Origin of the sequence: Enterobacter sp. HSTU-ASh6, from assembly GCF_026319105.1 — a bacterium.
Classification (GTDB): Bacteria; Pseudomonadota; Gammaproteobacteria; order Enterobacterales; family Enterobacteriaceae; genus Enterobacter; species Enterobacter sichuanensis.
The window spans coordinates 68,487-93,037 of the sequence record NZ_WSPD01000018.1; the positions used below are offsets into that span (position 1 = coordinate 68,487).

19 protein-coding genes and 1 riboswitch are annotated in these 24,551 nt (G+C 56.2%); of the genes, 12 read left to right on the forward strand and 7 right to left on the reverse strand.

Going from position 1 to position 24,551, the window contains the following annotated elements:
- Window position 1 precedes the first annotated feature (1 nt).
- From GM298_RS19005 to katG, 3 genes are all read left to right on the forward strand, one after another.
- On the forward strand, window positions 2-2,434 hold the full coding sequence (locus GM298_RS19005; RefSeq protein ID WP_047959715.1) for a bifunctional aspartate kinase/homoserine dehydrogenase II: 2,433 nt from the start codon (window positions 2-4) through the stop codon (window positions 2,432-2,434).
- Between the two features lie 257 nt (window positions 2,435-2,691).
- Window positions 2,692-3,579: a methylenetetrahydrofolate reductase gene (gene metF, locus GM298_RS19010; RefSeq protein WP_014833750.1), complete on the forward strand. Its 888-nt coding sequence runs from the start codon at window positions 2,692-2,694 to the stop codon at window positions 3,577-3,579.
- A gap of 148 nt (window positions 3,580-3,727) precedes the next feature.
- Entirely contained in the window at window positions 3,728-5,908 is a 2,181-nt protein-coding gene (katG, locus tag GM298_RS19015) for a catalase/peroxidase HPI (RefSeq protein ID WP_025758836.1), read from the forward strand.
- Between the two features lie 82 nt (window positions 5,909-5,990).
- On the opposite strand, the gene gldA is transcribed toward katG, so the two are convergent.
- The 3 genes from gldA to GM298_RS19030 form a co-directional block, all read right to left on the reverse strand.
- Window positions 5,991-7,094 carry a bifunctional L-1,2-propanediol dehydrogenase/glycerol dehydrogenase gene (gene gldA / locus GM298_RS19020; protein WP_059386302.1) on the reverse strand — a complete coding sequence of 368 codons (1,104 nt, stop codon included), beginning with the start codon at window positions 7,092-7,094 and terminating at the stop codon, window positions 5,991-5,993.
- 12 nt (window positions 7,095-7,106) lie between these two features.
- The gene (fsa, locus tag GM298_RS19025) at window positions 7,107-7,769 is read right to left on the reverse strand and encodes a fructose-6-phosphate aldolase (RefSeq protein WP_025758839.1); all 663 of its coding nucleotides are present in this window, start codon (window positions 7,767-7,769) and stop codon (window positions 7,107-7,109) included.
- A 128-nt stretch (window positions 7,770-7,897) separates the two neighbouring features.
- On the reverse strand, window positions 7,898-8,614 hold the full coding sequence (locus tag GM298_RS19030; RefSeq protein ID WP_229235385.1) for a helix-turn-helix transcriptional regulator: 717 nt from the start codon (window positions 8,612-8,614) through the stop codon (window positions 7,898-7,900).
- On the opposite strand from GM298_RS19030, the gene GM298_RS19035 reads away from it, so the two are divergent.
- Complete coding sequence (locus GM298_RS19035) at window positions 8,594-8,722, forward strand: hypothetical protein (RefSeq protein WP_266155067.1); 129 nt, start codon at window positions 8,594-8,596, stop codon at window positions 8,720-8,722. The genes GM298_RS19030 and GM298_RS19035 overlap by 21 nt on opposite strands.
- Window positions 8,723-8,756: 34 nt before the next feature.
- Here the strand turns inward: GM298_RS19035 and ppc are convergent, their stop codons facing one another.
- Window positions 8,757-11,408, reverse strand: coding sequence for a phosphoenolpyruvate carboxylase (ppc, locus tag GM298_RS19040; protein WP_025758842.1), 2,652 nt, complete (start codon window positions 11,406-11,408; stop codon window positions 8,757-8,759).
- 307 nt (window positions 11,409-11,715) lie between these two features.
- Window positions 11,716-12,867, reverse strand: a complete 1,152-nt coding sequence (argE, locus tag GM298_RS19045; protein WP_025758843.1) for an acetylornithine deacetylase — start codon at window positions 12,865-12,867, stop codon at window positions 11,716-11,718.
- 88 nt (window positions 12,868-12,955) lie between these two features.
- On the opposite strand from argE, the gene argC reads away from it, so the two are divergent.
- From argC to oxyR, 4 genes are all read left to right on the forward strand, one after another.
- On the forward strand, window positions 12,956-13,960 hold the full coding sequence (argC, locus tag GM298_RS19050) for an N-acetyl-gamma-glutamyl-phosphate reductase (protein WP_095450646.1): 1,005 nt from the start codon (window positions 12,956-12,958) through the stop codon (window positions 13,958-13,960).
- A gap of 6 nt (window positions 13,961-13,966) precedes the next feature.
- Window positions 13,967-14,743, forward strand: coding sequence for an acetylglutamate kinase (gene argB / locus GM298_RS19055; protein ID WP_094919457.1), 777 nt, complete (start codon window positions 13,967-13,969; stop codon window positions 14,741-14,743).
- Between the two features lie 74 nt (window positions 14,744-14,817).
- On the forward strand, window positions 14,818-16,191 hold the full coding sequence (gene argH, locus GM298_RS19060; RefSeq protein ID WP_025758847.1) for an argininosuccinate lyase: 1,374 nt from the start codon (window positions 14,818-14,820) through the stop codon (window positions 16,189-16,191).
- A gap of 304 nt (window positions 16,192-16,495) precedes the next feature.
- Entirely contained in the window at window positions 16,496-17,413 is a 918-nt protein-coding gene (gene oxyR, locus GM298_RS19065; RefSeq protein ID WP_025758848.1) for a DNA-binding transcriptional regulator OxyR, read from the forward strand.
- Here oxyR and sthA read toward each other — a convergent pair.
- Window positions 17,396-18,796, reverse strand: coding sequence for a Si-specific NAD(P)(+) transhydrogenase (gene sthA / locus GM298_RS19070; protein ID WP_025758849.1), 1,401 nt, complete (start codon window positions 18,794-18,796; stop codon window positions 17,396-17,398). The genes oxyR and sthA overlap by 18 nt on opposite strands.
- Before the next feature lie 196 nt (window positions 18,797-18,992).
- On the opposite strand from sthA, the gene fabR reads away from it, so the two are divergent.
- Both fabR and GM298_RS19080 read left to right on the forward strand, forming a co-directional pair.
- Window positions 18,993-19,631: an HTH-type transcriptional repressor FabR gene (fabR, locus tag GM298_RS19075; RefSeq protein WP_008501784.1), complete on the forward strand. Its 639-nt coding sequence runs from the start codon at window positions 18,993-18,995 to the stop codon at window positions 19,629-19,631.
- Window positions 19,632-19,640: 9 nt separating this feature from the next.
- On the forward strand, window positions 19,641-20,000 hold the full coding sequence (locus tag GM298_RS19080; protein ID WP_025758852.1) for a YijD family membrane protein: 360 nt from the start codon (window positions 19,641-19,643) through the stop codon (window positions 19,998-20,000).
- 79 nt (window positions 20,001-20,079) lie between these two features.
- On the opposite strand, the gene trmA is transcribed toward GM298_RS19080, so the two are convergent.
- The gene (trmA, locus tag GM298_RS19085; protein WP_252088222.1) at window positions 20,080-21,180 is read right to left on the reverse strand and encodes a tRNA (uridine(54)-C5)-methyltransferase TrmA; all 1,101 of its coding nucleotides are present in this window, start codon (window positions 21,178-21,180) and stop codon (window positions 20,080-20,082) included.
- Between the two features lie 104 nt (window positions 21,181-21,284).
- A riboswitch (cobalamin riboswitch) is annotated at window positions 21,285-21,461 on the forward strand.
- Window positions 21,462-21,526: 65 nt separating this feature from the next.
- Between trmA and btuB the strand changes: the two genes are divergently transcribed.
- Both btuB and murI read left to right on the forward strand, forming a co-directional pair.
- On the forward strand, window positions 21,527-23,365 hold the full coding sequence (gene btuB, locus GM298_RS19090) for a TonB-dependent vitamin B12 receptor BtuB (RefSeq protein WP_126801229.1): 1,839 nt from the start codon (window positions 21,527-21,529) through the stop codon (window positions 23,363-23,365).
- Window positions 23,310-24,161, forward strand: coding sequence for a glutamate racemase (gene murI / locus GM298_RS19095; protein ID WP_025758856.1), 852 nt, complete (start codon window positions 23,310-23,312; stop codon window positions 24,159-24,161). Before btuB ends, murI begins: the two co-directional genes overlap by 56 nt.
- The last annotated feature ends 390 nt before the right edge of the window (window positions 24,162-24,551 follow it).

Here is a 24,551-nt window from a genome sequence, read left to right on the forward strand (position 1 = left end):
CATGAGTGTGATAGCGCAGGCAGGGGCGAAGGGTCGTCAGCTGCACAAGTTTGGTGGTAGTAGTCTTGCTGATGTGAAATGTTATCTGCGTGTCGCAGGGATCATGACCGAGTATTCGCAGCCGGGGGACATGATGGTTGTCTCTGCGGCAGGCAGCACCACCAACCAGTTGATTAGCTGGCTGAAACTGAGCCAGACCGATCGCCTTTCTGCGCATCAGGTGCAACAGTCCTTACGTCGTTATCAGAGCGAGCTGATTGCCGGCCTGCTGCCTGCGGACGTGGCTGACGGGCTGATCAGCGCCTTTACCCATGACCTTGAGCGTCTGGCTGCGCTGCTCGACAGCGGTATTACCGATGCGGTGTATGCCGAAGTGGTGGGCCACGGTGAAGTGTGGTCCGCGCGTCTGATGGCCGCAGTGTTGCAACATCTGGGGGTGGACGCCGCCTGGCTCGATGCGCGTGATTTCCTGCGCGCTGAACGCGCCGCACAGCCGCAGGTGGATGAAGGTTTGTCCTACCCGCTGCTGCAACAGCTGCTGGTGCAGCACCCGGGCAAACGGATTGTGGTGACTGGCTTTATCAGCCGCAGCAGTGCAGGCGAAACCGTACTGCTTGGCCGTAACGGTTCCGACTACTCGGCAACGCAGATTGGCGCCCTGGCGGGCGTCTCTCGCGTCACCATCTGGAGCGACGTGGCGGGTGTTTACAGCGCGGACCCGCGTAAAGTGAAAGATGCCTGCCTGCTGCCGCTGCTGCGTCTGGATGAAGCCAGCGAGCTGGCCCGTCTGGCCGCACCGGTGCTGCACACCCGTACGCTGCAGCCGGTTTCCGGTAGCGATATCGACCTGCAGCTGCGCTGCAGTTACACCCCGGATCAAGGCTCCACGCGCATTGAGCGCGTTCTGGCGTCCGGTACCGGCGCGCGTATCGTCACCAGCCATGACGACATCTGTCTGATTGAGTTCCAGGTGCCGGCGGGCCAGGACTTCAAACTGGCGCATAAAGAGATCGACCTGGTGTTAAAGCGTGCTCAGGTACGCCCGCTGGCCGTGGGGGTTCACAATGACCGACAGCTGCTGCAGTTCTGCTACACCGCTGAAGTGGCGGACAGCGCCCTGAAAATCCTCGATGAAGCGGGTCTGCCGGGCGAGCTTCGCCTGCGTCAGGGACTGGCAATGGTGGCGATGGTGGGGGCGGGCGTCACCCGTAACCCGCTGCACTGCCACCGCTTCTGGCAGCAGCTGAAAGGCCAGCCGGTGGAATTTACCTGGCAATCGGAAGAGGGCATCAGCCTGGTCGCCGTCCTGCGCAAAGGTCCTACCGAAAGCCTGATTCAGGGCCTGCATACCTCTCTGTTCCGCGCCGAAAAACGCATCGGCCTGGTGCTGTTTGGTAAAGGCAACATCGGTTCCCGCTGGCTGGAGCTGTTTGCCCGCGAGCAGGTCACGCTCTCGGCGCGTACCGGCTTTGAATTCATTCTCGCAGGCGTCGTGGACAGCCGCCGCAGCCTGCTGAACTACGAAGGGCTGGATGCCAGCCGCGCGCTTGCCTTCTTTAATGACGAAGCCGTCGAGCAGGATGAAGAGTCGCTGTTCCTGTGGATGCGCGCGCACCCGTATGACGATCTGGTGGTGCTGGACGTTACCGCCAGTGAACAGCTTGCCGATCAGTATCTTGATTTTGCCAGCCACGGCTTCCACGTTATCAGTGCGAACAAACTGGCAGGGGCAAGCAGTACCGATAAATACCGTCAAATCCACGACGCGTTTGAAAAAACAGGACGCCACTGGCTCTACAACGCCACGGTTGGAGCTGGCCTGCCGGTTAACCACACGGTACGTGACCTGATTGAAAGCGGTGACAGCATTCTGGCGTTGAGCGGTATCTTCTCCGGCACGCTCTCCTGGCTGTTCCTGCAGTTTGACGGCACCGTGCCGTTCACTGACCTGGTGGATCAGGCGTGGCAGCAGGGCTTAACGGAACCCGATCCGCGCGTTGACCTCTCCGGTAAAGACGTCATGCGTAAGCTGGTGATCCTGGCGCGTGAAGCCGGTTATGACATCGAGCCGGATTCCGTCCGCGTCGAGTCACTGGTGCCTGCTGGCTGTGAGGAGGGCTCGGTGGATCATTTCTTTGAGAATGGTGAAGAGCTTAACGAGCAGATGGTACAGCGTCTGGAAGCGGCGAACGAGATGGGTCTGGTGCTGCGTTACGTAGCGCGTTTCGAGGCGAATGGAAAAGCGCGTGTCGGTGTCGAGGCGGTGCGTCCTGAACATCCGCTGGCGGCGCTGCTACCGTGCGATAACGTCTTTGCCATCGAAAGCCGCTGGTATCGCGATAACCCGCTGGTGATCCGCGGTCCTGGCGCGGGGCGTGATGTGACCGCCGGGGCAATCCAGTCCGACATTAACCGTCTGGCTAAGCTGCTGTAACGCCCCTCACCCCAGCCCTCTCCCCAAAGGGGAGAGGGTGTCATCGTTCCCTCTCCCCTTTGGGGAGAGGGTTAGGGTGAGGGGTCTTTCCACCCCATCATGAATTTCCTTCATCTTCCCTGAGCAAACCTCACCGTTATTGTTGATTATTTATGTTGACGTCCCTGCGCTTTTCCGTCATTTTTACATCTGGACGTCTAAACGTATAGAAGTTCACAACACAACAGACAATGACAAGCGATTGATAGAGGTAAGGTATGAGCTTTTTTCACGCCAACCAGCGGGAAGCACTGAATCAGAGCCTGGCCGAAGTAAACGGCCAGATTAACGTCTCTTTTGAATTTTTCCCGCCTCGCACCAGTGAAATGGAGCAAACCCTGTGGAGCTCTATCGATCGTCTCAGCAGCCTGAAACCGAAGTTTGTCTCGGTGACCTACGGCGCGAACTCCGGTGAGCGTGACCGCACGCACAGCATCATTAAAGGCATCAAAGATCGTACCGGTCTGGAGGCGGCGCCGCACCTCACCTGTATTGACGCGACCCGCGACGAGCTGCGTGCCATCGCTCAGGACTACTGGAACAACGGCATTCGTCATATCGTCGCCCTGCGTGGCGACCTGCCGCCGGGTAGCGGTAAGCCGGAAATGTATGCGGCGGATCTGGTCGCTCTTCTGAAAGAAGTCGCGGACTTTGATATCTCCGTTGCCGCTTATCCTGAAGTACACCCGGAAGCGAAAAGCGCCCAGGCCGATCTGCTTAACCTGAAGCGTAAAGTGGATGCCGGGGCAAACCGTGCCATTACGCAGTTCTTTTTTGATGTGGAAAGCTACCTGCGCTTTCGCGACCGCTGCGTCTCCGCGGGCATCGACGTTGAAATTATCCCGGGCATTTTGCCGGTCTCTAACTTCAAACAGGCGAAGAAGTTTGCCGATATGACCAACGTGCGCATCCCGCTGTGGATGTCCAAAATGTACGAAGGGCTGGACGATGATCCGGAAACCCGCAAGCTGGTGGGTGCCAATATCGCGATGGATATGGTGAAGATCTTAAGTCGCGAAGGGGTGAAAGACTTCCATTTCTATACCCTGAACCGCGCGGAGATGAGCTACGCCATTTGTCATACGCTCGGTGTTCGCCCGGCATAATAAACATAAAGCCCTCATATCATGAGGGCTTTTTTAGTCGCGTGAAAAGTTAAAAGGTATTAGCTATCGAATCTGTGGATTAATTCAACTATATCTTATTGCTAGTGGTGTATATCGTAACGGTAACACTGTAAAAGGGAGCATAGCGATGAGCACGTCAGACGATTCCAATAAAGCGGCATCAGTCGGCAAATGCCCGTTCCATCAGGGCGGCGTCGATCACAGCGCGGGGGCAGGTACAGGCAGCCGTGACTGGTGGCCAAAACAACTCCGCATCGATCTTCTTAACCAACATTCCAACCGTTCTAACCCTCTGGGTGAAGACTTCGACTACCGCAAAGAATTCAGCAAGCTTGATTACTCTGCCCTGAAAGGCGACCTCAAAGCACTTTTAACCGACTCTCAACCGTGGTGGCCTGCCGACTGGGGCAGCTATGCGGGCCTGTTTATCCGTATGGCCTGGCATGGTGCGGGTACCTATCGCTCCGTTGACGGGCGCGGTGGGGCAGGACGCGGTCAACAGCGCTTTGCGCCACTGAACTCCTGGCCGGATAACGTTAGCCTGGATAAAGCGCGCCGTCTGCTGTGGCCCATCAAGAAAAAATACGGACAAAAAATTTCCTGGGCTGACCTGTTCATCCTCGCGGGTAACGTGGCGCTGGAAAATTCCGGCTTCCGCACCTTTGGTTTTGGTGCCGGGCGTGAAGATGTCTGGGAACCGGATCTGGACGTGAACTGGGGTGATGAAAAAGCCTGGCTGACCCACCGCGATCCGGAAGCGCTGGCGAAGCGCCCTCTGGCTGCCACCGAAATGGGGCTGATTTACGTTAACCCGGAAGGGCCAAACGCCAGTGGCGAACCGCTGTCAGCGGCAGCGGCGATCCGCGCAACCTTCGGCAACATGGGGATGAACGATGAAGAGACCGTCGCGCTGATTGCGGGCGGCCACACCCTCGGTAAAACCCACGGCGCAGGTGAAGCCACCCACGTGGGTACCGACCCGGAAGCCTCACCGATTGAAGCGCAGGGTCTTGGCTGGGCCAGCACGCATGGCACAGGAGTTGGCGCTGACGCCATTACCTCCGGTCTGGAAGTCATCTGGTCCCAAACGCCGACCCAGTGGAGCAACTACTTCTTCGAGAACCTGTTCAAATACGAATGGGTACAGACCCGCAGCCCGGCAGGCGCGATTCAGTTTGAAGCCGTGGATGCACCGGAAATCATGCCTGACCCGTTCGACCCGTCGAAAAAACGTAAGCCAACGATGCTGGTTACCGACCTGACGCTGCGTTTTGACCCGGAATTCGAAAAGATTTCTCGCCGTTTCCTGAACGATCCGCAGGCTTTCAACGAAGCCTTCGCGCGCGCGTGGTTCAAACTGACTCACCGCGATATGGGTCCAAAATCGCGTTACCTTGGTCCGGAAGTGCCGAAAGAAGATCTGATCTGGCAGGATCCGCTGCCGGAGGCGGTATTCAATCCGACCAAAGAAGACATTGAAAGCCTGAAGGCGGAAATTGCCGCGTCCGGCCTGTCTGTCAGCGAACTGGTTTCTGTTGCCTGGGCGTCAGCCTCAACCTTCCGCGGTGGCGATAAGCGTGGCGGCGCCAACGGCGCACGTCTGGCGTTGGCCCCTCAGCGTGACTGGGACGTGAACGCCGCAGCGGTTCGCGCACTGCCGGCGCTGGAAGCTATCCAGCGCACCACCAACAAAGCCTCCCTGGCCGATATTATCGTGCTGGCGGGCGTGGTAGGCGTTGAGCAGGCTGCCAAAGCTGCGGGCGTGTATGTCACCGTACCGTTCACGCCGGGCCGCGTGGATGCGCGTCAGGACCAGACGGATATCGAGATGTTTAACCTGCTCGAGCCGATTGCCGATGGCTTCCGCAACTACCGTGCGCAGGTGGATGTGTCCACGACGGAGTCACTGCTGATTGATAAGGCCCAGCAGCTGACACTGACCGCACCGGAGTTGACGGTGCTGATCGGTGGCCTGCGCGTATTGGGTGCAAACTTTGATGGCAGCAAGAACGGTGTGTTCACCAACCGTGAGGGCGTGCTGAGCAATGATTTCTTCGTGAACCTGCTGGACATGAATACCCAGTGGAAGGCGACCGATGAATCCAATGAGCTGTTTGCCGGAAGCGATCGCGCCAGTGGTGAAGTGAAATATACCGCCACCCGCGCCGATCTGGTCTTCGGTTCTAACGCCGTGCTGCGCGCGCTGGCAGAGGTTTACGCCAGTGACGATGCGCATGAGAAGTTTGTCCGCGACTTCGTTGCAGCATGGGCGAGGGTGATGGATCTGGATCGCTTTGACGTGAAGTAACCATAATGCCGGGTGCGGTTACGCCTACCCGGCTTACGGGCAAAAAAATCCCCGCCGATGCGGGGATTTTTATTCATGCTATTTACTCCCACTCCTGCAGGAAACGCTGTCCATACTGGTCGGCCACCAGCAGTGCCGCGTAAACCTGATCCGGCGACACGCCGCCCGGCATGTTGTGGATGGTTTCCCCTTCCGCACAAGACGCTTCGGCAATCAGACGCATTTTGGCCGGAATGTCGTCTTTGATATTCAGCTGCGCCAGCGTAATGGGCAGCCCAACGCTGTGGCAAAGCGCCGCGACGGTCTCTATTTCTTCTACCGGCGCGTTTTCCAGCACCAACTGCGTCAACGTCCCAAACGCCACTTTTTCACCGTGGTAGAAATGATGTGCGTCCGGTACCGCCGTCATACCGTTATGAATAGCGTGTGCCGCCGCCAGACCACCGCTCTCAAAACCTACACCGCTGAGATAGGTATTGGCTTCGATAATGCGTTCCAGCGCCGGTGTGACCACATGCTGTTCTGCCGCCAGCATCGCTTTTTCACCTTCTTCAACCAGCGTGTTGTAGCACAGCTCGGCGAGCGCCAGTGCCGCCTGGGTACATTTACCGCCGGACATCGTGGTCGCGCCGCTGCGTGAGCAGGCGCGTGCTTCAAACCAGGTCGCCAGCGCATCGCCAATCCCGGCGGCCAGCAGACGCGCAGGCGCACCCGCAACCACTTTCGTATCCACAATCACCATGTTCGGGTTGTGCGGCAGCATCAGGTAGCGATCGAACTCGCCGCTGTCGGTGTAAATGACGGAGAGGGCGCTGCACGGCGCATCGGTGGAAGCGATAGTCGGCGCAATCGCAACGGGCACGTCCATAAAGTGAGCCAGTGCTTTGGCGGTATCCAGCGTTTTACCACCACCGATACCCAGCACCGCCATACAGTCGGCACTGTCAGCGAGTTTTTTCAGACGATCGATTTCATTTTGTGAACATTCGCCGCCAAAGGGTGCGATTTCGGCATGCAGCTCTGCTTTTTTAAAGCTTTGTCGCAAGGTCTCTTCGGCAAAACCCAGTACAAATTTATCACCGACGACCAGCCAGCGCTGTGCCAGAGGTTTCAGATAGTCGCCGAGACGGGTCAGCACATCCGCGCCCTGGATATATTTCCCCGGCGATTGAATGATACGGTCCATAACAATTCTCCCTTAGAGGTTGAGGTTACCAAACGCGTTTTTCCAGTCCTGCTCGAACTTCTCTATGGCTGACTCTACCGCCGGGGTGCCGAGCATGTGTTGCGCTACATCTAAAGGAAGCGTGATTGCCTCACATCCCGCGAGCAGACAGTCCAGCGCCTGACGCGGCGTTTTGAAACTGGCGGCCAGCACTTTACTGTCAGGCGCGTGCAGCTCCAGCAGGGTTTGCAGCTCCTGGACCATGCGGATGCCGTCACCGCCCTGCGCGTCGACGCGGTTGACATACGGCGCGACATACTTTGCCCCTGCCAGCGCAGCGAGCAAGCCCTGGGCTGCGCTGTACACGGCGGTGCCCAGGGTGGTGATGCCCTCTTTTTTCAGCGCCTTAATCGCGATAAGCCCCTGTTCGGTCACCGGGATTTTCACCACGATACCCGGAATGGCGTTACTCAGACGTTTGGCTTCCGCCACCATGCCTTCTGCCTCGCGGCTCAGGGTCTGCGCAAACAGCGTGCCTTCCGGCCCGATGGCGTTTTGCAGGCGTGGCAGTACATCCCAGAGGGATTCACGGCTGGCGGCAATAATGCTCGGGTTGGTGGTGACGCCCGCGATGGGAAAAATGCGCGCCAGGCGTTCTACTTCCGCCACGTTGGCGGTATCCAGGTACAGTTCCATTATTTTTCCTTAAGTCAGAAAGGTTGATGACAGGATAAAGCGGGGCTGCAGACTGGAGATACAGGTCAATTTTGCCAAATACTGGACAAATGTAATGTGCTTAACGAAGTGAGATGCCGATCACAATGCTAGTTTTTGGCCGTCAACTGGCTGTGATACTGACGGCGATATTCGGAAGGGGAACGTTCGGTGTGTTTGCGAAAGAGACGGCAGAAATAGTTGCTGTCCATAAATCCGCAGCGCGCTGCAATATCCTTGATTTTTAAATCGTATCCCTTGAGCAGCTGGCGCGCGTGTTCCAGACGCGTTTGTGTCAGGTATTCATTGAACCCGACGTTCCCGGTCTTCTGAAAAAGATGGGAAAGGTAGTTGGGGGAAATATAAAACGCCTCGGCAACGGAATCTCGGGTCAGCGCTGAGGCATGATGTTCGTCAATAAAGAGACGAATGGCTTCAAAGAGCGCGCGGCTGCGGCTATCAGTGTGGATCTCGCTGCCAAGCAGATCGCGGCAGTGGCTGAGCAGACTTAACACCACCAGCCTGGCCGTGTCCTGCTCAGTCGGTTGCATGTGCAGCTCATTGAGCGTTTGCAGGAGAAACGCGCCCGTTCTGGGACCTCGTCTGGCAACCTGCTGCTGTTGTAAAAGGGCATTATCCCGGTGGAGCTGAAGCGTCAGCTGCTGTTTACCGAAGCTTATTCTGAGAGAGTTTGAAGAATGAAGCGGAACGTACCCGGATGCGGAAAAGCATACCTCGCAGCGGGTTTCCAGGCTAACTGAGAGACAAGGTGATGTTCGGATATGCTTCCCGGCAGGCGCGACAAAGTGCACCTGATACAGGGGCAATGTGCCGTTAATCAGATCCGTCAGGATGTGCGTGATATCGTGGTACATGAGGTGGGAACCGGGATATTGCCGGGTGGCGCTAACGCTTTCCAGGCCTACGTGTCGTAGGCCCGTGCAAGCGTAGCGCCGCCGGCATAAAGCATTAACCGGTGTTACGCATCCCCGCCGCAACACCCGCAATCGTCACCATCAGCGCCTGTTCAACGCGTGGATCCGGCTCTTTCCCTTCCTCTTCTGCCAGACGGGAACGGTGCAGCAGTTCTGCCTGCAGGACGTTCAGCGGGTCGGTGTAGATGTTACGCAGCTGAATAGACTCGGCAATCCACGGCAGGTCCGCCATCAGGTGTGAGTCGTTGGCGATATCCAGCACCACTTTAATGTCGCCTTCCAGCAGTTCGCGCAGCTCTTTACCCAGCGCCCACAGTTCAGGTTTCACCAGACGCTGATCGTAGTATTCCGCCAACCACAGGTCCGCTTTCGAGAAGACCATCTCCAGCATACCCAGACGGGTAGAGAAGAACGGCCAGTCGCGGCACATGGTTTCCAGCTCGCTCTGTTTGCCATCTTCCACCACTTTTTGCAGCGCGGCACCGGCACCCAGCCAGGCGGGCAGCATCAGACGGTTCTGCGTCCAGGCGAAGATCCACGGAATCGCACGCAGGGACTCTACGCCACCGGTCGGGCGACGCTTGGCAGGACGTGAACCCAGCGGCAGTTTACCCAGCTCCTGCTCTGGTGTAGCTGAGCGGAAGTAAGGGACGAAATCTTTGTTTTCACGCACGTAGCCGCGGTACAAATCGCAGGAAATGTCTGACAGCTCGTCCATGATATGGCACCAGGAGGCTTTTGGCTCCGGCGGTGGCAGCAGGTTCGCTTCCAGAATGGCACTGGTATAAAGCGACAGACTACTGATGGTCACTTCCGGCAGGCCGTATTTGAAGCGGATCATCTCACCCTGCTCGGTCACGCGCAGGCCGCCTTTCAGGCTTCCCGGCGGCTGCGATAACAGTGCCGCATGCGCAGGCGCGCCACCGCGGCCAATGGAACCACCGCGTCCGTGGAACAGGGTCAGCTCAATACCGGCTTTCTCGCAGGTTTTGATCAGCGCATCCTGCGCCTGATACTGCGCCCAGGATGCGGCCATCACGCCCGCATCTTTTGCGGAGTCGGAATAGCCAATCATTACCATCTGTTTGCCCTGAATGAAGCCGCGATACCAGTCGATATTCAGCAACTGGGTCATGACGTCGTTGGCATTGTTCAGGTCGTCGAGGGTTTCAAACAGAGGAGCGACCGGCAGGGCATAGTCGATACCGGCTTCTTTCAGCAGAAGGTGAACGGCCAGCACGTCGGACGGGGTTTTCGCCATGGAGATCACATAGGCGGCCACCGATCCTTTTGGCGCATCCACGATCGCTTTACAGGTGTTGAGCACTTCGCGGGTTTCGTTGCTTGGCTCCCAGTTGCGCGGCAGCAGAGGGCGCTTCGAGTTCAGCTCGCGGATCAGGAAGGCCTGTTTGTCGGCTTCGGACCAGCTTTCATAGTCGCCGATACCGAGATAGCGGGTCAGCTCGCCCAGGGCTTCGGTATGGCGGGTACTCTCCTGACGCACGTCGATACGCACCAGCGGCACGCCAAAACACTTCACGCGACGCAGGGTATCGAGCAGTTCGCCGTTGGCGATGATGCCCATTCCACAGGCCTGCAGTGATTTATAACAGGCGTAGAGAGGCTCCCAGAGCTGCTCGTTCTGGCTCAGCAGACCTTCCGGCTTCGGCAGGCGTTGGCCTTTCAGGCGCGCTTCCAGCCAGGCCTGGGTGGCCATCAGTTGACTGCGCAGTTTTTTCATCAGGAAACGGTACGGCTCGCTGGCGCCTTCTTCTCCGGCCAGCGCGCGCAGTTCCGGCGTCGCTTCAACCATCGACAGTTCGGAGATCAGCACCTGAATGTCTTTCAGGAACAGGTCGGTCGCTTTCCAGCGGCTTAGCAGCAGGACGTGACGGGTAATTTCCGCGGTGACGTTCGGGTTACCGTCGCGGTCACCGCCCATCCAGGAGGTGAAACGGACCGGAACAAAGTCGACCGGCAGGCGGTAGCCCAGATTCTCTTCCAGCTGCTCGTTCAGCTCGCGCAGATAGTTAGGTACCCCTTCCCACAGGCTGTTTTCCACCACCGCAAAGCCCCATTTGGCTTCGTCGACCGGGCTTGGGCGGTGCTTGCGAATTTCATCGGTGTGCCAGGACTGGGCAATCAGCTGGCGCAGACGGCGCATCAGCTGGTTACGTTCGTAGTCGGCAATGTCTTTATTATCCAACTGCTTGAGGCAGTTATTCACTTCCACCATTTTGTGGATCAGGGTGCGACGGGTGATCTCGGTTGGGTGGGCGGTCAGCACCAGCTCCAGCGAAAGCGACTCTACCGCTTTTTTGATGGTGGCTTCGTTAAGATCTGGCTGCTCTTTCAGTTTACGAAGGGTGCGGGCAATGACTTCCGGGTTGCTGGCCGCTTCGCCGTTTGGCGAAATGCTGTGGTATTGCTCAGCGGTGTTTGCCAGGTTCAGGAACTGGCTGAATGCGCGTGCAACGGGCAGTAGCTCATCGTTAGAGAGGTTCTGCAATGTGGTTAACAGCTCCTGACGACTGGCTTCGTTACCGGCACGGGAAGCTTTAGACAGCTTGCGGATGGTTTCAACGCGGTCGAGGATGTTCTCCCCCAACGCATCTTTGATGGTATCTCCAAGCACTTTGCCGAGCATACTGACATTACTACGCAACGCGGAATATTGTTCGTTCATAAAAACCCAGTCACCCCATCATTTTTGTTTATGCCCAGACGAAACGCATCCGGGCATTATTTTGTCATCTCCCTTTATAAAGCCACGTAAAACCCCCGTCGTCAATTGCTGCGAAAACGGTTCAGCAAACGAATAAATGCGGGTAATTTACGAAATTTAATTCGCATTGCGTCAGATAAGAGATGCTTATGGGAATGTGACGGAGATCGCGGGATTTACTCCCCTCACCCTGCCCTCTCCCCAAAGGGGCGAGGGTGTTCAAATTCCCTCTCCCCTTTGGGGAGAGGGTTAGGGTGAGGGGCAGTTTTTAATGCCAGCAGAAGTGATGTACAACCTGGGTGATCAGCTCGCGAGTAGGCTTGATAAAGCGGGTTTCCAGATATTCGTCCGGCTGGTGCGCCTGGTTGATGGAGCCAGGGCCGAGTACCAGCGTCGGGCACAGGGTCTGAATAAACGGCGCTTCGGTGCAGTAGTTCACCACGTCGGTTTTTTCACCGAGCAATTTTTCTACCACTTCGACCAGCTGATGATCCGGCGGGCACTCATAACCCGGAATCGGTGGATGCAGTTCGGAGACCGTCAGGCGGCCCGGCCAGCGCTCGCTGACCGGGGCCAGCGCTTCATTCAGCAAGCCGTCGAGATCGCTCAGTGTCATGCCCGGCAGCGGGCGGATATCCATATGCAATTCACAGCAGGCGCAGATACGGTTGGAGGCATCGCCGCCGTGCAGGCTGCCGAGGTTCAGGGTCGGATACGGCACGGTGAACGCGTCGTAGTGATAGCGCTCTTTCAGATCGTCGCGCAGGGTCATGATGCGCCCGATGGCGTCATGCATCAGCTCAATGGCGTTGACGCCGCGCGCCGGATCGCTGGAGTGACCGGACTGGCCCAGGACACGCACTGCGGTAGAGATATGGCCTTTATGCGCACGGATTGGCTGCAGCGAGGTTGGCTCACCGATGATCGCGCAATCCGGGCGAATCGACGTGTTTTCCGAGAAGTAGCGTGCGCCCGCCATGCTGGTCTCTTCATCGGCGGTAGCCAGGATGTAGAGCGGCTTTTTCAGTTTTGTCACGTCCACGTCACGCAGCGCGTCGAGGATAAAGGCGAAGAAGCCTTTCATGTCGGCCGTGCCCAGCCCGTAGAGTTTGTTGTCATGCTCGGTCAGGGTAAACGGGTCCCGGGTCCAGCGGCCATCATCAAACGGCACGGTGTCGGTATGACCCGCAAGCAGCAGGCCGCCTGCGCCGGTTCCGGTGCTGGCCAGCAGGTTAAATTTGTGGCGGGTTCCGGGAACGGGCTGAACCTCAACGTTAAAGCCAAGATCGCTGAACCAACCCGCCAGCAGATTGATTAAAGACGCATTGCTCTGATCCAGTGCTTCTTCCGTTGCGCTGATGGACGGTGTGGCAATCAGGGCGCGGTAAATCTCGATAAATGGTGGTAAGTTCATTTTCATTGTTGACACACCTTAGGTCGTGATAGTATCAATATTCATGCAATAAATGTGAATAAAAATACATTATCGTTGAGCATAAAGGAACCCGATGTTGAATACGCTGATTGTAGGCGCTAGCGGTTATGCGGGCGCAGAGCTTGTAAGCTACGTAAATCGTCACCCTCATATGACCATAACCGCTTTGACTGTGTCAGCGCAAAGCAATGATGCGGGAAAGTTAATTTCCGATTTGCATCCGCAACTTAAGGGCATGGTTGATCTGCCTTTGCAGCCCATGTCTGACATCAGCGAGTTCACCGACGGCGTCGACGTCGTGTTTTTAGCCACCGCGCATGAGGTCAGCCACGACCTGGCGCCGCAGTTCCTGGCGGCCGGCTGCGTGGTGTTTGACCTCTCCGGCGCGTTCCGTGTTAACGACGGCGCGTTTTACGAAAAATATTACGGCTTCACTCACCAGCATCCGGATCTGCTTGAAAAAGCGGTGTATGGCCTGGCGGAGTGGAGCGCAGACAAGCTGAAAGAAGCGGATCTGATTGCCGTTCCGGGTTGCTACCCGACGGCGGCGCAGCTCTCTTTGAAACCGCTGATCGACGCCGGGCTGCTGGATCTGAACCAGTGGCCGGTGATCAACGCCACCAGCGGCGTGAGCGGAGCCGGGCGCAAGGCCGCTATCTCCAACAGCTTCTGCGAAGTGAGCCTTCAGCCGTATGGCGTGTTTAATCACCGCCATCACCCTGAAATCACCACGCATTTGGGCGCGGACGTGATTTTCACGCCGCATCTGGGCAGCTTCCCGCGTGGGATCCTCGAAACCATTACCTGCCGCCTGAAACCAGGTGTGACCAGCGAACAGGTGAAGGCGGTCTTCACGCAGGCGTATGCAGATAAACCGCTGGTGCGTCTGTATGACAAAGGCGTGCCGGCGCTGAAAAATGTGGTCGGTCTGCCGTTCTGCGATATCGGCTTTGCCGTTCAGGGCGAGCATCTGATCGTGGTGGCCGCAGAAGACAACTTACTCAAAGGCGCTGCCGCTCAGGCAATGCAATGTGCAAATATTCGTTTCGGTTTCCCGGAAACGCAGGCTCTTATTTAAGGTGTGATGATGAACCCATTAATTATCAAACTCGGTGGTGTACTGCTGGACAGCGAAGAAGCGCTGGAGCGTCTTTTTACCGCGCTGGTTAACTATCGCGAATCACACCAACGTCCGCTGGTGATTGTGCACGGCGGCGGCTGCGTGGTGGATGAGCTGATGAAAGGGCTCAACCTGCCGGTGAAAAAGAAAAACGGTCTGCGGGTGACGCCTGCCGATCAGATTGACATCATCACCGGTGCGCTGGCAGGTACGGCGAACAAAACGCTGCTCTCCTGGGCGAAGAAACACCATATTGCGTCCGTTGGCCTCTATCTGGGCGATGGCGATAGCGTAAAAGTGACCCAGCTCGACGAAGAGCTCGGCCATGTTGGACTGGCGCAGCCAGGTTCGCCTAAGCTGATAAACACGCTGCTGGAAGGCGGTTTCCTGCCGGTGGTGAGCTCTATCGGCGTGACCGAAGAGGGCGCGCTGATGAACGTGAATGCGGACCAGGCGGCAACCGCGCTGGCCGCGACGCTGGGCGCGGATCTGATCCTGCTCTCCGACGTGAGCGGTATTCTGGACGGCAAAGGCCAGCGCATCGCGGAAATGACTGCGGCAAAAGCCGAACAGCTGATCGCCCAGGGCATTATTACCGACGGGATGATTGTCAAAGTCAATGCGGCGCTGGATGCCGCACGCACGCTCGGTCGCCCGGTGGATATCGCCTCCTGGCGTCATGCGGAGCAGCTTCCGGCACTGTTTAACGGCACGCCGATTGGCACACGTATTTTAGCGTAAGTTTTTAATGAATGACCGTAGGCCGGGTAAGCGTAGCGCCACCCGGCGGAACTAACGAATAAAGGAACGATGTTATGGCACTTTGGGGTGGGCGTTTTACACAGGCAGCGGATCAGCGGTTCAAACAGTTCAACGACTCTTTGCGCTTCGACTACCGCCTGGCCGAACAGGATATCGTCGGCTCTGTGGCCTGGTCCAAAGCGCTGGTAACGGTGGGCGTACTGAGCGCAGAGGAACAGCTGCAGCTGGAAGAGGCGCTCAACAATCTGCTGGAAGAAGTGCGTCTGGATCCGCAGCAAATCCTGCAGAGCGATGCCGAAGATATTCATAGCTGGGTGGAAGGTAAGCTGATCGACAAAGTCGGCCAGCTGGGTAAAAAGCTTCACACTGGCCGGAGCCGTAACGACCAGGTCGCCACCGACCTGAAGCTGTGGTGTAAAGATACCGTTGGCGAACTGCTGGCGGCCAACCGTCAGCTGCAGAGCGCGCTGGTGGAGACCGCACAGAATAACCAGGATGCGGTGATGCCGGGTTATACCCATCTGCAGCGCGCACAGCCGGTGACTTTTGCGCACTGGTGTCTGGCCTATGTTGAGATGCTGGCGCGCGATGAAAGCCGTCTGCAGGATACCCTGAAACGTCTGGACGTCAGCCCGCTGGGCAGCGGCGCGCTGGCCGGTACGGCGTATGAAATCGACCGTGAACAGCTGGCAGGCTGGCTGGGCTTTGCCTCTGCTACCCGCAACAGCCTGGATAGCGTCTCCGATCGTGACCACGTGCTGGAACTGCTCTCTGACGCGTCTATCGGCATGGTGCACCTGTCGCGCTTTGCGGAAGACCTGATCTTCTTTAACTCTGGCGAAGCGGGCTTCGTCGAGCTGTCTGACCGTGTGACGTCTGGCTCTTCGCTGATGCCGCAGAAGAAAAACCCGGATGCGCTGGAGCTGATCCGCGGTAAGTGTGGCCGTGTACAGGGTGCGCTGACCGGCATGATGATGACCCTGAAAGGGCTCCCGCTGGCGTACAACAAAGATATGCAGGAAGACAAAGAAGGGCTGTTCGACGCACTCGACACCTGGCTGGACTGTCTGCATATGGGCGCGCTGGTGCTGGACGGCATTCAGGTGAAGCGTCCACGCTGCCAGGAAGCGGCCCAGCAGGGCTACGCGAACGCGACTGAACTGGCGGATTATCTGGTAGCGAAAGGCGTACCGTTCCGTGAAGCGCACCATATTGTCGGTGAAGCGGTGGTAGAAGCGATTCGTCAGGGGAAACCGCTGGAAGAACTGGCCCTTGCTGACCTGCAGAAATTCAGCGCGGCGATCGGGGATGATGTGTATCCGATTCTTTCGCTGCAGTCCTGCCTGGATAAGCGTGCGGCGAAAGGCGGCGTGTCGCCGACGCAGGTGGCGCAGGCGATAGCGGATGCGAAAAACCGGTTGGTTTGATTTGTGCGGGCTGGTGCCCTCATCCCGGCCCTCTCCCACAGGGAGAGGGAGAAAAACAAAGCCTGGCTTAGCGCCAGGCTTTTTTACGCAAAAAAAAAGCGGACCACGGGGTCCGCAAAAGTTCACGTTGGCTTTAGTTGTTCGAGTTTTGAGAGAAACTCGATGACGGGGCGGGGACGTCAAGGGTCAAACACGTGCCGCCTCGTCTATGTGATGTATTATTCAACAGAATGCTTGATAGGGATAATCGTTCGTTGCTATGCTATCTATCGCCATGAACTATCGTGGCGACGGAGGATGAATAATGAATATTCGTGATCTTGAATACCTGGTAGCGTTAGCCGAGCATCGTCACTTTCGCCGCGCGGCAGATTCCTGCCACGTCAGCCAGCCCACGCTGAGCGGTCAGATCCGCAAGCTGGAAGACGAGCTGGGCGTGATGTTGCTGGAGCGCACCAGTCGTAAGGTACTGTTCACACAGGCAGGTTTACTGCTGGTGGATCAGGCGCGCACCGTGCTGCGCGAGGTCAAAGTGCTCAAGGAAATGGCAAGCCAGCAGGGAGAGGCGATGTCTGGCCCACTGCATATTGGCCTGATCCCAACCGTTGGTCCGTACCTGCTGCCGCACATCATTCCGATGCTGCACCAGACGTTCCCGAAACTCGAAATGTACCTGCATGAAGCGCAAACCCATCAGCTGCTGGCACAGCTGGACAGCGGCAAGCTCGACTGCGCCATTCTGGCGCTGGTGAAAGAGAGTGAAGCCTTTATTGAAGTGCCGCTGTTCGATGAGCCAATGATGCTGGCGATCTACGAAGATCACCCGTGGGCTAACCGCGATCGTGTGCCGATGGCCGATCTCGCCGGTGAAAAGCTGCTGATGCTGGAAGACGGCCACTGCCTGCGCGATCAGGCGATGGGCTTCTGCTTTGAAGCGGGCGCTGATGAGGATACCCATTTCCGCGCAACCAGCCTGGAAACGCTGCGCAATATGGTCGCAGCGGGAAGCGGAATCACGCTGCTGCCTGCGCTGGCGGTACCGCGCGAACGCAAACGCGATGGTGTGGTTTACTTGCCGTGCATTAAGCCAGAGCCGCGTCGAACCATTGGTCTGGTCTATCGCCCGGGCTCACCGCTGCGCAGCCGCTATGAGCAGCTGGCAGAGGCCATCCGTGGTGCGATGGATGGCCATTTCGACAGTGCGTTAAAACAGGCGGTTTAAACCGTTTAAGGCAGCGACCCGATAGGCTTCGGCCATAGTCGGGTAGTTAAAGGTGGTGTTAACGAAGTACTCAATGGTGTTGCCACCACCTTTCTGCTCCATGATGGCCTGGCCGATATGAATGATTTCCGCGGCGCGTTCACCAAAGCAGTGAATCCCGAGGATCTCTTTCGTCTCGCGATGGAACAGGATCTTCAGCGTCCCCACGCTCATCCCCACGATTTGCGCCCGCGCCAGATGTTTAAACTGCGCGCGCCCTACCTCGTAAGGCACCTTCATTGAGGTCAGCTGCTGCTCGGTTTTGCCGACAGAACTGATTTCCGGGATGGTATAGATGCCCGTCGGGATATCTTCAATCAGATGCGCCGTCGCTTCGCCTTTTACCAGCGCCTGAGCCGCGATGCGCCCCTGGTCATAAGCGGCAGAGGCCAGACTTGGGTAGCCAATCACATCGCCAACCGCGTAGATATGCGGCAGGGCGGTCTGATACATGCTGTTGACCTTCAGCTGACCACGGCTGTCGGTTTCAAGCCCGATATTTTCCAGCTGCAGCGAATCGGTGTTACCGGTACGGCCGTTGGCATACAGCAGACAGTCAGCTTTCAGCTTCTTGCCGGACTTGAGGTGCATGATCACCCCGTCGTCGCAGCCTTCAATCTTCTCATACTCTTCGTTGTGGCGAATCACCACGCCGCTGTTCCAGAAGTGGTAGGAGAGAGAGTCTGACATCTCCTGATCGAGGAACGCCAGCAGGCGATCGCGGGTGTTGATCAGGTCAACTTTGACGTCCATTCCGCGGAAGATCGACGCATATTCACAGCCAATGACCCCCGCGCCATAGATAATGACGTGACGGGGTTCATGGTGCAGGCTCAGAATGGAGTCACTGTCGTAGACGCGCGGATGTGAGAAGTCCACGTCGGCCGGATGGTAAGGGCGTGAACCGCAGGCGATGACAAATTTTTCGGCGGTAAGGGTTTCAACCGAACCGTCGTGGCACTCGAGTGCCAGCGTGTGTTCATCCACAAAATGCGCGTTGCCCTGCAAAATCTCACAGTGGTTACGCTCATAAAATCCCTGACGCATACGTGTCTGCTGGTTAATGACGGTATCCGCGTGGTTCAGGATGTCAGCAAAGGATGAACGAAGAAGTCGGGAGTGGTCGCTGTAAAGAGGGTTCTGGTTAAATTCAATAATGCGGCTAACGGCGTGGCGGAGGGCTTTGGAAGGGATGGTGCCCCAGTGGGTGCAACCGCCGCCGACATTATGGTAGCGCTCAATGACCGCTACTCTGGCTCCCTGTTTCACCAGACCCATAGCAGCACCTTCACCGCCGGGGCCGGAACCAATAACTATTGCGTCGTAATCGTAGGAATGTGGCATGGCAAGGCTTACCTGTTCTTATACATAAAAGCAACAGAATCATAACATCATTGCCCGAGTAACCCAATTATCGTTGTGCTTTTTTCCGGCAGTGGAGCACAAACCGCACGTAAACAATCATTCACAAAGCTGAGCAAACAGATTAATTTTATTCTCTGGTATAGTGCCATCAGGCCTTTGGAAGGATTCAATTATCGTGATGGGCGTAAGAGCACAACAAAAAGAGAAAACCCGGCGTTCGCTGGTGGAAGCCGCATTCAGTCAACTGAGTGCTGAGCGAAGTTTTGCCAGTTTGAGCCTGCGCGAAGTCGCACGCGAGGCCGGGATTGCGCCAACGTCCTTCTATCGTCATTTCCGTGATGTGGATGAACTGGGCCTGACCATGGTCGATGAAAGCGGTCTGATGCTGCGCCAGTTGATGCGCCAGGCGCGTCAGCGTATCGCCAAAGGGGGCAGCGTCATCCGCACCTCCGTATCGACCTTTATGGAATTTATCGGCAATAACCCCAACGCGTTTCGTCTGCTTTTGCGCGAGCGTTCGGGGACATCAGCGGCGTTTCGTGCCGCCGTCGCGCGTGAAATTCAGCATTTCATCGCGGAACTTGCCGACTATCTTGAACTCGAAAATCATATGCCGCGTGCGTTTACTGAGGCACAGGCCGAGGCGATGGTGACGATTGTGTTCAGCGCGGGTGCCGAAGCGCTGGATGTCAGCATTGAACAACGTAAGCAGCTTGAAGAGCGACTGGTATTGCAGCTCAGGATGATCTCCAAAGGCGCATACTACTGGTATCGCCGTGAACAAGAGAAACTGGCACATCAAACCGAAGAGTGAAGGTGAGTAATGAAACAGTCAGGTCAGGATAAAGGGACGCTGTTGCTGGCATTGATCGCTGGCTTATCCATTAATGGGACGTTTGCCGCTATTTTTAGCTCCATTGTTCCGTTTTCAATTTTCCCGCTTATTGCGCTGGTGCTGACCGTTTACTGTCTGCATCAACGTTACCTGAACCGCACGATGCCGGTCGGGTTGCCGGGACTGGCGGCGGCCTGCTTTATTCTGGGTGTACTGCTCTACAGCACGGTGGTGCGCGCGGAGTATCCGGATATCGGCTCTAACTTCTTCCCTGCGGTACTGTCTGTTGCGCTGGTATTCTGGATCGGCGCTCGCATGCGTAGCCGCAAGAGCCAGTTGCCGGAGTAATGAATGATTTGTAGGGCAGGTAAGCGAAGCGCCACCTGCCAAAAACGCCGGATGGCGCTACGCTTATCCGGCCTGTAGATCACCGTGCGGTAAGTAAAACGCCGCACTCCATATGGTGGGTATACGGGAACTGATCAAACAGTGCCAGACGTTCAACTTTGTGCGTCTGGCTTAATGTTTCAAGGTTCTTGCACAGTGTCTCCGGGTTGCAGGAGATGTACAAAATACGCGGGTACGCCTGCACCATCTTTTCGGTTTCGCTGTCGAGTCCACTGCGCGGCGGGTCGACAAAAATCGTCTCACACTGGTAGCTCTTCAAATCAATCCCTTCCAGACGGTTAAACTGGCGTACGCCGTTCATGGCCTGGGTAAACTCTTCAGCGGCCATGCGAATGATCTGCACGTTATCAATATGGTTGGCGGCAATGTTGTACTGCGCGGCGGCAACTGACGGCTTGGCAATTTCCGTCGCCAGCACGCGATCGAAGTTACGTGCCAGCGCCAGGGAGAAGTTGCCGTTACCGCAGTACAGTTCAAGCAGATCGCCCGTTGACCCTTCCGTTGCCTTCAGCGCCCACTCCAGCATCTGCACATTCATCGCGGCGTTCGGCTGGGTAAAACTGTTCTCCACCTGACGATAAATCATCTCTTTACCCGCCACCGGCAGACGCTCGTCGACGTAATCCTGATCGAGCATGATTTTGGTTTTTGTCGCGCGGCCAATCAGATGAACGTTGATGTTCTGCGCCCGCAGCGCATCACGCAGCGCTTCGGCCTGCTCGCGCCACTCGTCATTCAGCGCTTTGTGATACAGCAGGGAGACGATAGCCTGGTTACTTTGCGTGGTCAGATAGTCAATCTGGAACAGCTTGTGGCGCAGCACCGGGTTATCACGTACGCCGTCGATCATTAGCGTCATAAGCTGGTTGATAAGCTCGCTCGCGGCCGGGAAGCTGTCCACGCGAATGCGGGATTTTGTCTGCTGATCGAAAATAATGTGGTACAGGTCATCCCCGTCATGCCAGATGCGGAACTCGGCACGCATACGATAGTGGCTGACAGGCGAGCGAAACACCTCGGGAACGGGCGCGTTAAACGGCGTCATCATACTTTGCAGGCGGACAACTTTCTCTGCCAGCTGCGCGTCGTACTGTTCGGTCGGGAGGTGTTCGGGGGTCATGATGCGTCCTGAGTGATAAAGAATTACGCGGGGATTGTAGGGATTGTTCAGGGGATGTCCAGATTTAATGGCTAATAGCTGTCTGGACATCTATACGTGTCTAATTGTAGCATTCTGTTTCCGGTCTCATGAGAGTGAAAAGGGAATCCAGTGTAAATCTGGAGCTGACGCGCAGCGGTAACGACTGGCGGGATGAGCGTTGTAGACACTGTGAAAATGGGAAGTCTTCATCCTTATAAAGCCACCTAGCCCGAAGACCTGCCGGGATCACGTCGCATTTGGTTTCATCATCGCGTGCTATCGATGAGGCCTGCGGCATCCTTCTTATATTGTGGATGCTTTAACAATGATTAAAAAAGTATCGCTGTTGACGGCGTTGTCCGTCACGGCATTTTCGGGCTGGGCGCAGGATAGCGCAGACTCGTTGGTGGTGACGGCAAATCGTTTTGAACAACCGGAAAAAACAGTTCTGGCGCCGACGTCCGTGGTGACGCGTGAGGATATTGAGCGCTGGCAATCCACGACCGTTGTCGATGTTATGCGCCGCCTGCCGGGTGTGGATACCGCACAAAACGGCGGAATGGGGCAGTATTCTTCACTCTTTATCCGCGGTACAAATTCCAGTCATGTTCTCATCCTTGTCGACGGGATCCGACTTAACCAGGCGGGCGTCACAGGAGCATCGGATCTCAGCCAGTTTCCGATCGCACTGGTGCAGCGTATCGAATACATCCGTGGCCCGCGTTCGGCGGTGTATGGCTCCGATGCGATTGGTGGCGTAGTGAACATCATTACCACTCGCGCCAAAGATGGTACGACTCTGAATGCAGGCGTAGGCTCGCACGGTTACCAAAATTATGGCGGCAGTACTCAGCAGACGCTGGGTGAAACCACGCGTGTGACGCTGGCCGGTGATTACACGTATACCAAAGGCTTTGATGTGGTGGCGGACGGTAACAACGGCGGCGTTCCCCAAACCGATCGCGACGGCTACATGAATAAAACGATCTACGGTGCGCTGGAGCATGCGTTCTCCGATCAATGGAGCGGCTTCGTTCGCGGATATGGTTACAGCAACCGTACTGCCTATGACGCTTATTACAGTCCAAACGCGCTAGTTGATACCCGCCAGCTATATAGCCAGACATGGGATGCCGGACTGCGCTTCAACGAAGATATCTTCCATTCACAGCTGCTTTCCAGTTACAGCCACAGCAAGGATTTTAACTACGATCCGCATCTTGGACGTTATGACGCCACGGCAACGCTGGACGAAATCAAACAGTACAACGTTCAGTGGACAAACTCTGTGGACGTTGGCCATGGCAATATCGGCGCGGGTATCGACTGGCAAAAACAGAGCACAGAACCTAACACCAACTATGTGCCTAATGCCTACGACATTCGTAACACGGGCGTCTACCTGACGGCGTTGCAGAAGTTTGGCGATATTACGCTGGAAGGCGCAGCGCGCAGCGACGATAACTCGCAGTTTGGTCGTCATGGTACCTGGCAGAGCAGTGCGGGCTGGGAGTTTATTGACGGTTACCGTTTCATTGCTTCTTATGGTACGGCCTATAAAGCACCGAATCTGGGGCAACTCTACGGGCTCTACGGTAATGACCATCTTGATCCTGAAGAGAGCAAGCAGTGGGAGGGTGCGTTCGAAGGCCTTACCGCAGGCGTGAACTGGCGCGTGTCGGCCTATCGTAACGATGTTGATAACCTGATCGACTTCAACAATAACCTTCAGGAGTATTACAACGTTGGCAAGGCACGTATTAAAGGTGTCGAAGCGACGGCTTCGTTTGATACTGGCCCGGTCATGCATACTGTCAGTTATGACTATGTTGATGCGCGTAATGCGGCAACCAACCAGCTGCTGGATCGTCGCGCTAAACAGCAGGTGAAGTATCAGCTTGATACGCAGATCTATGATTTTGACTGGAGTCTGACCTATCACTATCTGGGGACGCGGTACGATACCGACTTCGGTACATGGCCGAGTCAGAAGGTCAAAATGGGCGGCGTAAGCCTGTGGGATGTCGCAGTTTCGTATCCTGTCACCTCACACCTCACAGTTCGTGGTAAAATAGCCAACCTGTTCGATAAAGATTACGAGACAGTTTATGGCTACCAAACTGCAGGACGGGAATACACCTTGTCTGGCAGCTACACCTTCTAATCCGCGTCCCACCGTGCTGGTATTTGATTCCGGCGTCGGTGGGCTTTCGGTCTATGATGAGATCCGGCATCTCCTGCCGGATCTTCATTACATCTACGCCTTCGATAATGTTGCTTTTCCGTATGGGGAAAAGAGCGAAGATTTTATTGTTGAGCGTGTGGTTGAAATCGTTACTGCAGTACAAAAGCGCTATCCCCTCGCGCTGGCCGTTATCGCCTGCAATACGGCGAGCACCGTTTCCCTTCCTGCCCTGCGTGAAAAATTCCAGTTTCCGGTTGTAGGGGTCGTTCCTGCGATAAAACCAGCAGCGCGCCTGACGGCGAACGGTATTGTGGGGTTGCTGGCAACGCGAGGCACGGTAAAGCGTCCTTATACCCGCGAGCTGATCGACCGTTTTGCCAACGAATGCCAGATTGCGATGCTCGGTTCGGCTGAGCTGGTGGAAATGGCCGAAGCGAAGCTGCATGGTAAGGCGGTATCACTCGAAGAGTTGCGCCGTATTCTTCGTCCGTGGCTGCGGATGCCCGAACCACCGGATACCGTTGTGCTGGGCTGCACCCACTTCCCTCTATTACAGGAAGAACTTTTAGCCGTGTTGCCGGAAGGGACACGTCTGGTGGATTCTGGTGCGGCTATCGCCCGTCGTACGGCCTGGTTACTGGAGCATGAAGCGCCGGATGCGAAATCAGCCGATGCGAATATTGCTTTTTGTATGGCCATCACGAATGAGACCGAGCAACTTTTACCCGTTTTACGTCGTTACGGCTTTGAAACGCTCGAAAAACTGGCGCTGTAGCACGGTTTTGAGCAAAAAAGAGACGGTTGAACGTTTTTTTTAAAAGAGGGGTTGTCAACGTCTGAGAACTCCCTATAATGCGCCTCCACTGACACGGAACAACGGCTTACAGGCCGCCGGGTTAGCGGGGTTCAGAGATGAACGCCAACAGAGAAAAGCGAAAATAATCACTTGACTCTGAATGAGGAAAACGTAATATACGGGACCTCGCAACGATGAGCTGAAAACCGCGTTGCAACTGCTCTTTAACAATTTATCAGACAATCTGTGTGGGCACTCAAAGTGACATGGATTCTTAACGTCCTCGGACGAAAAATGAATACCAAGTCTCAACGAGTGAACACGTAATTCATTACGAAGTTTAATTCATTGAGCATCAAACTTTTAAAT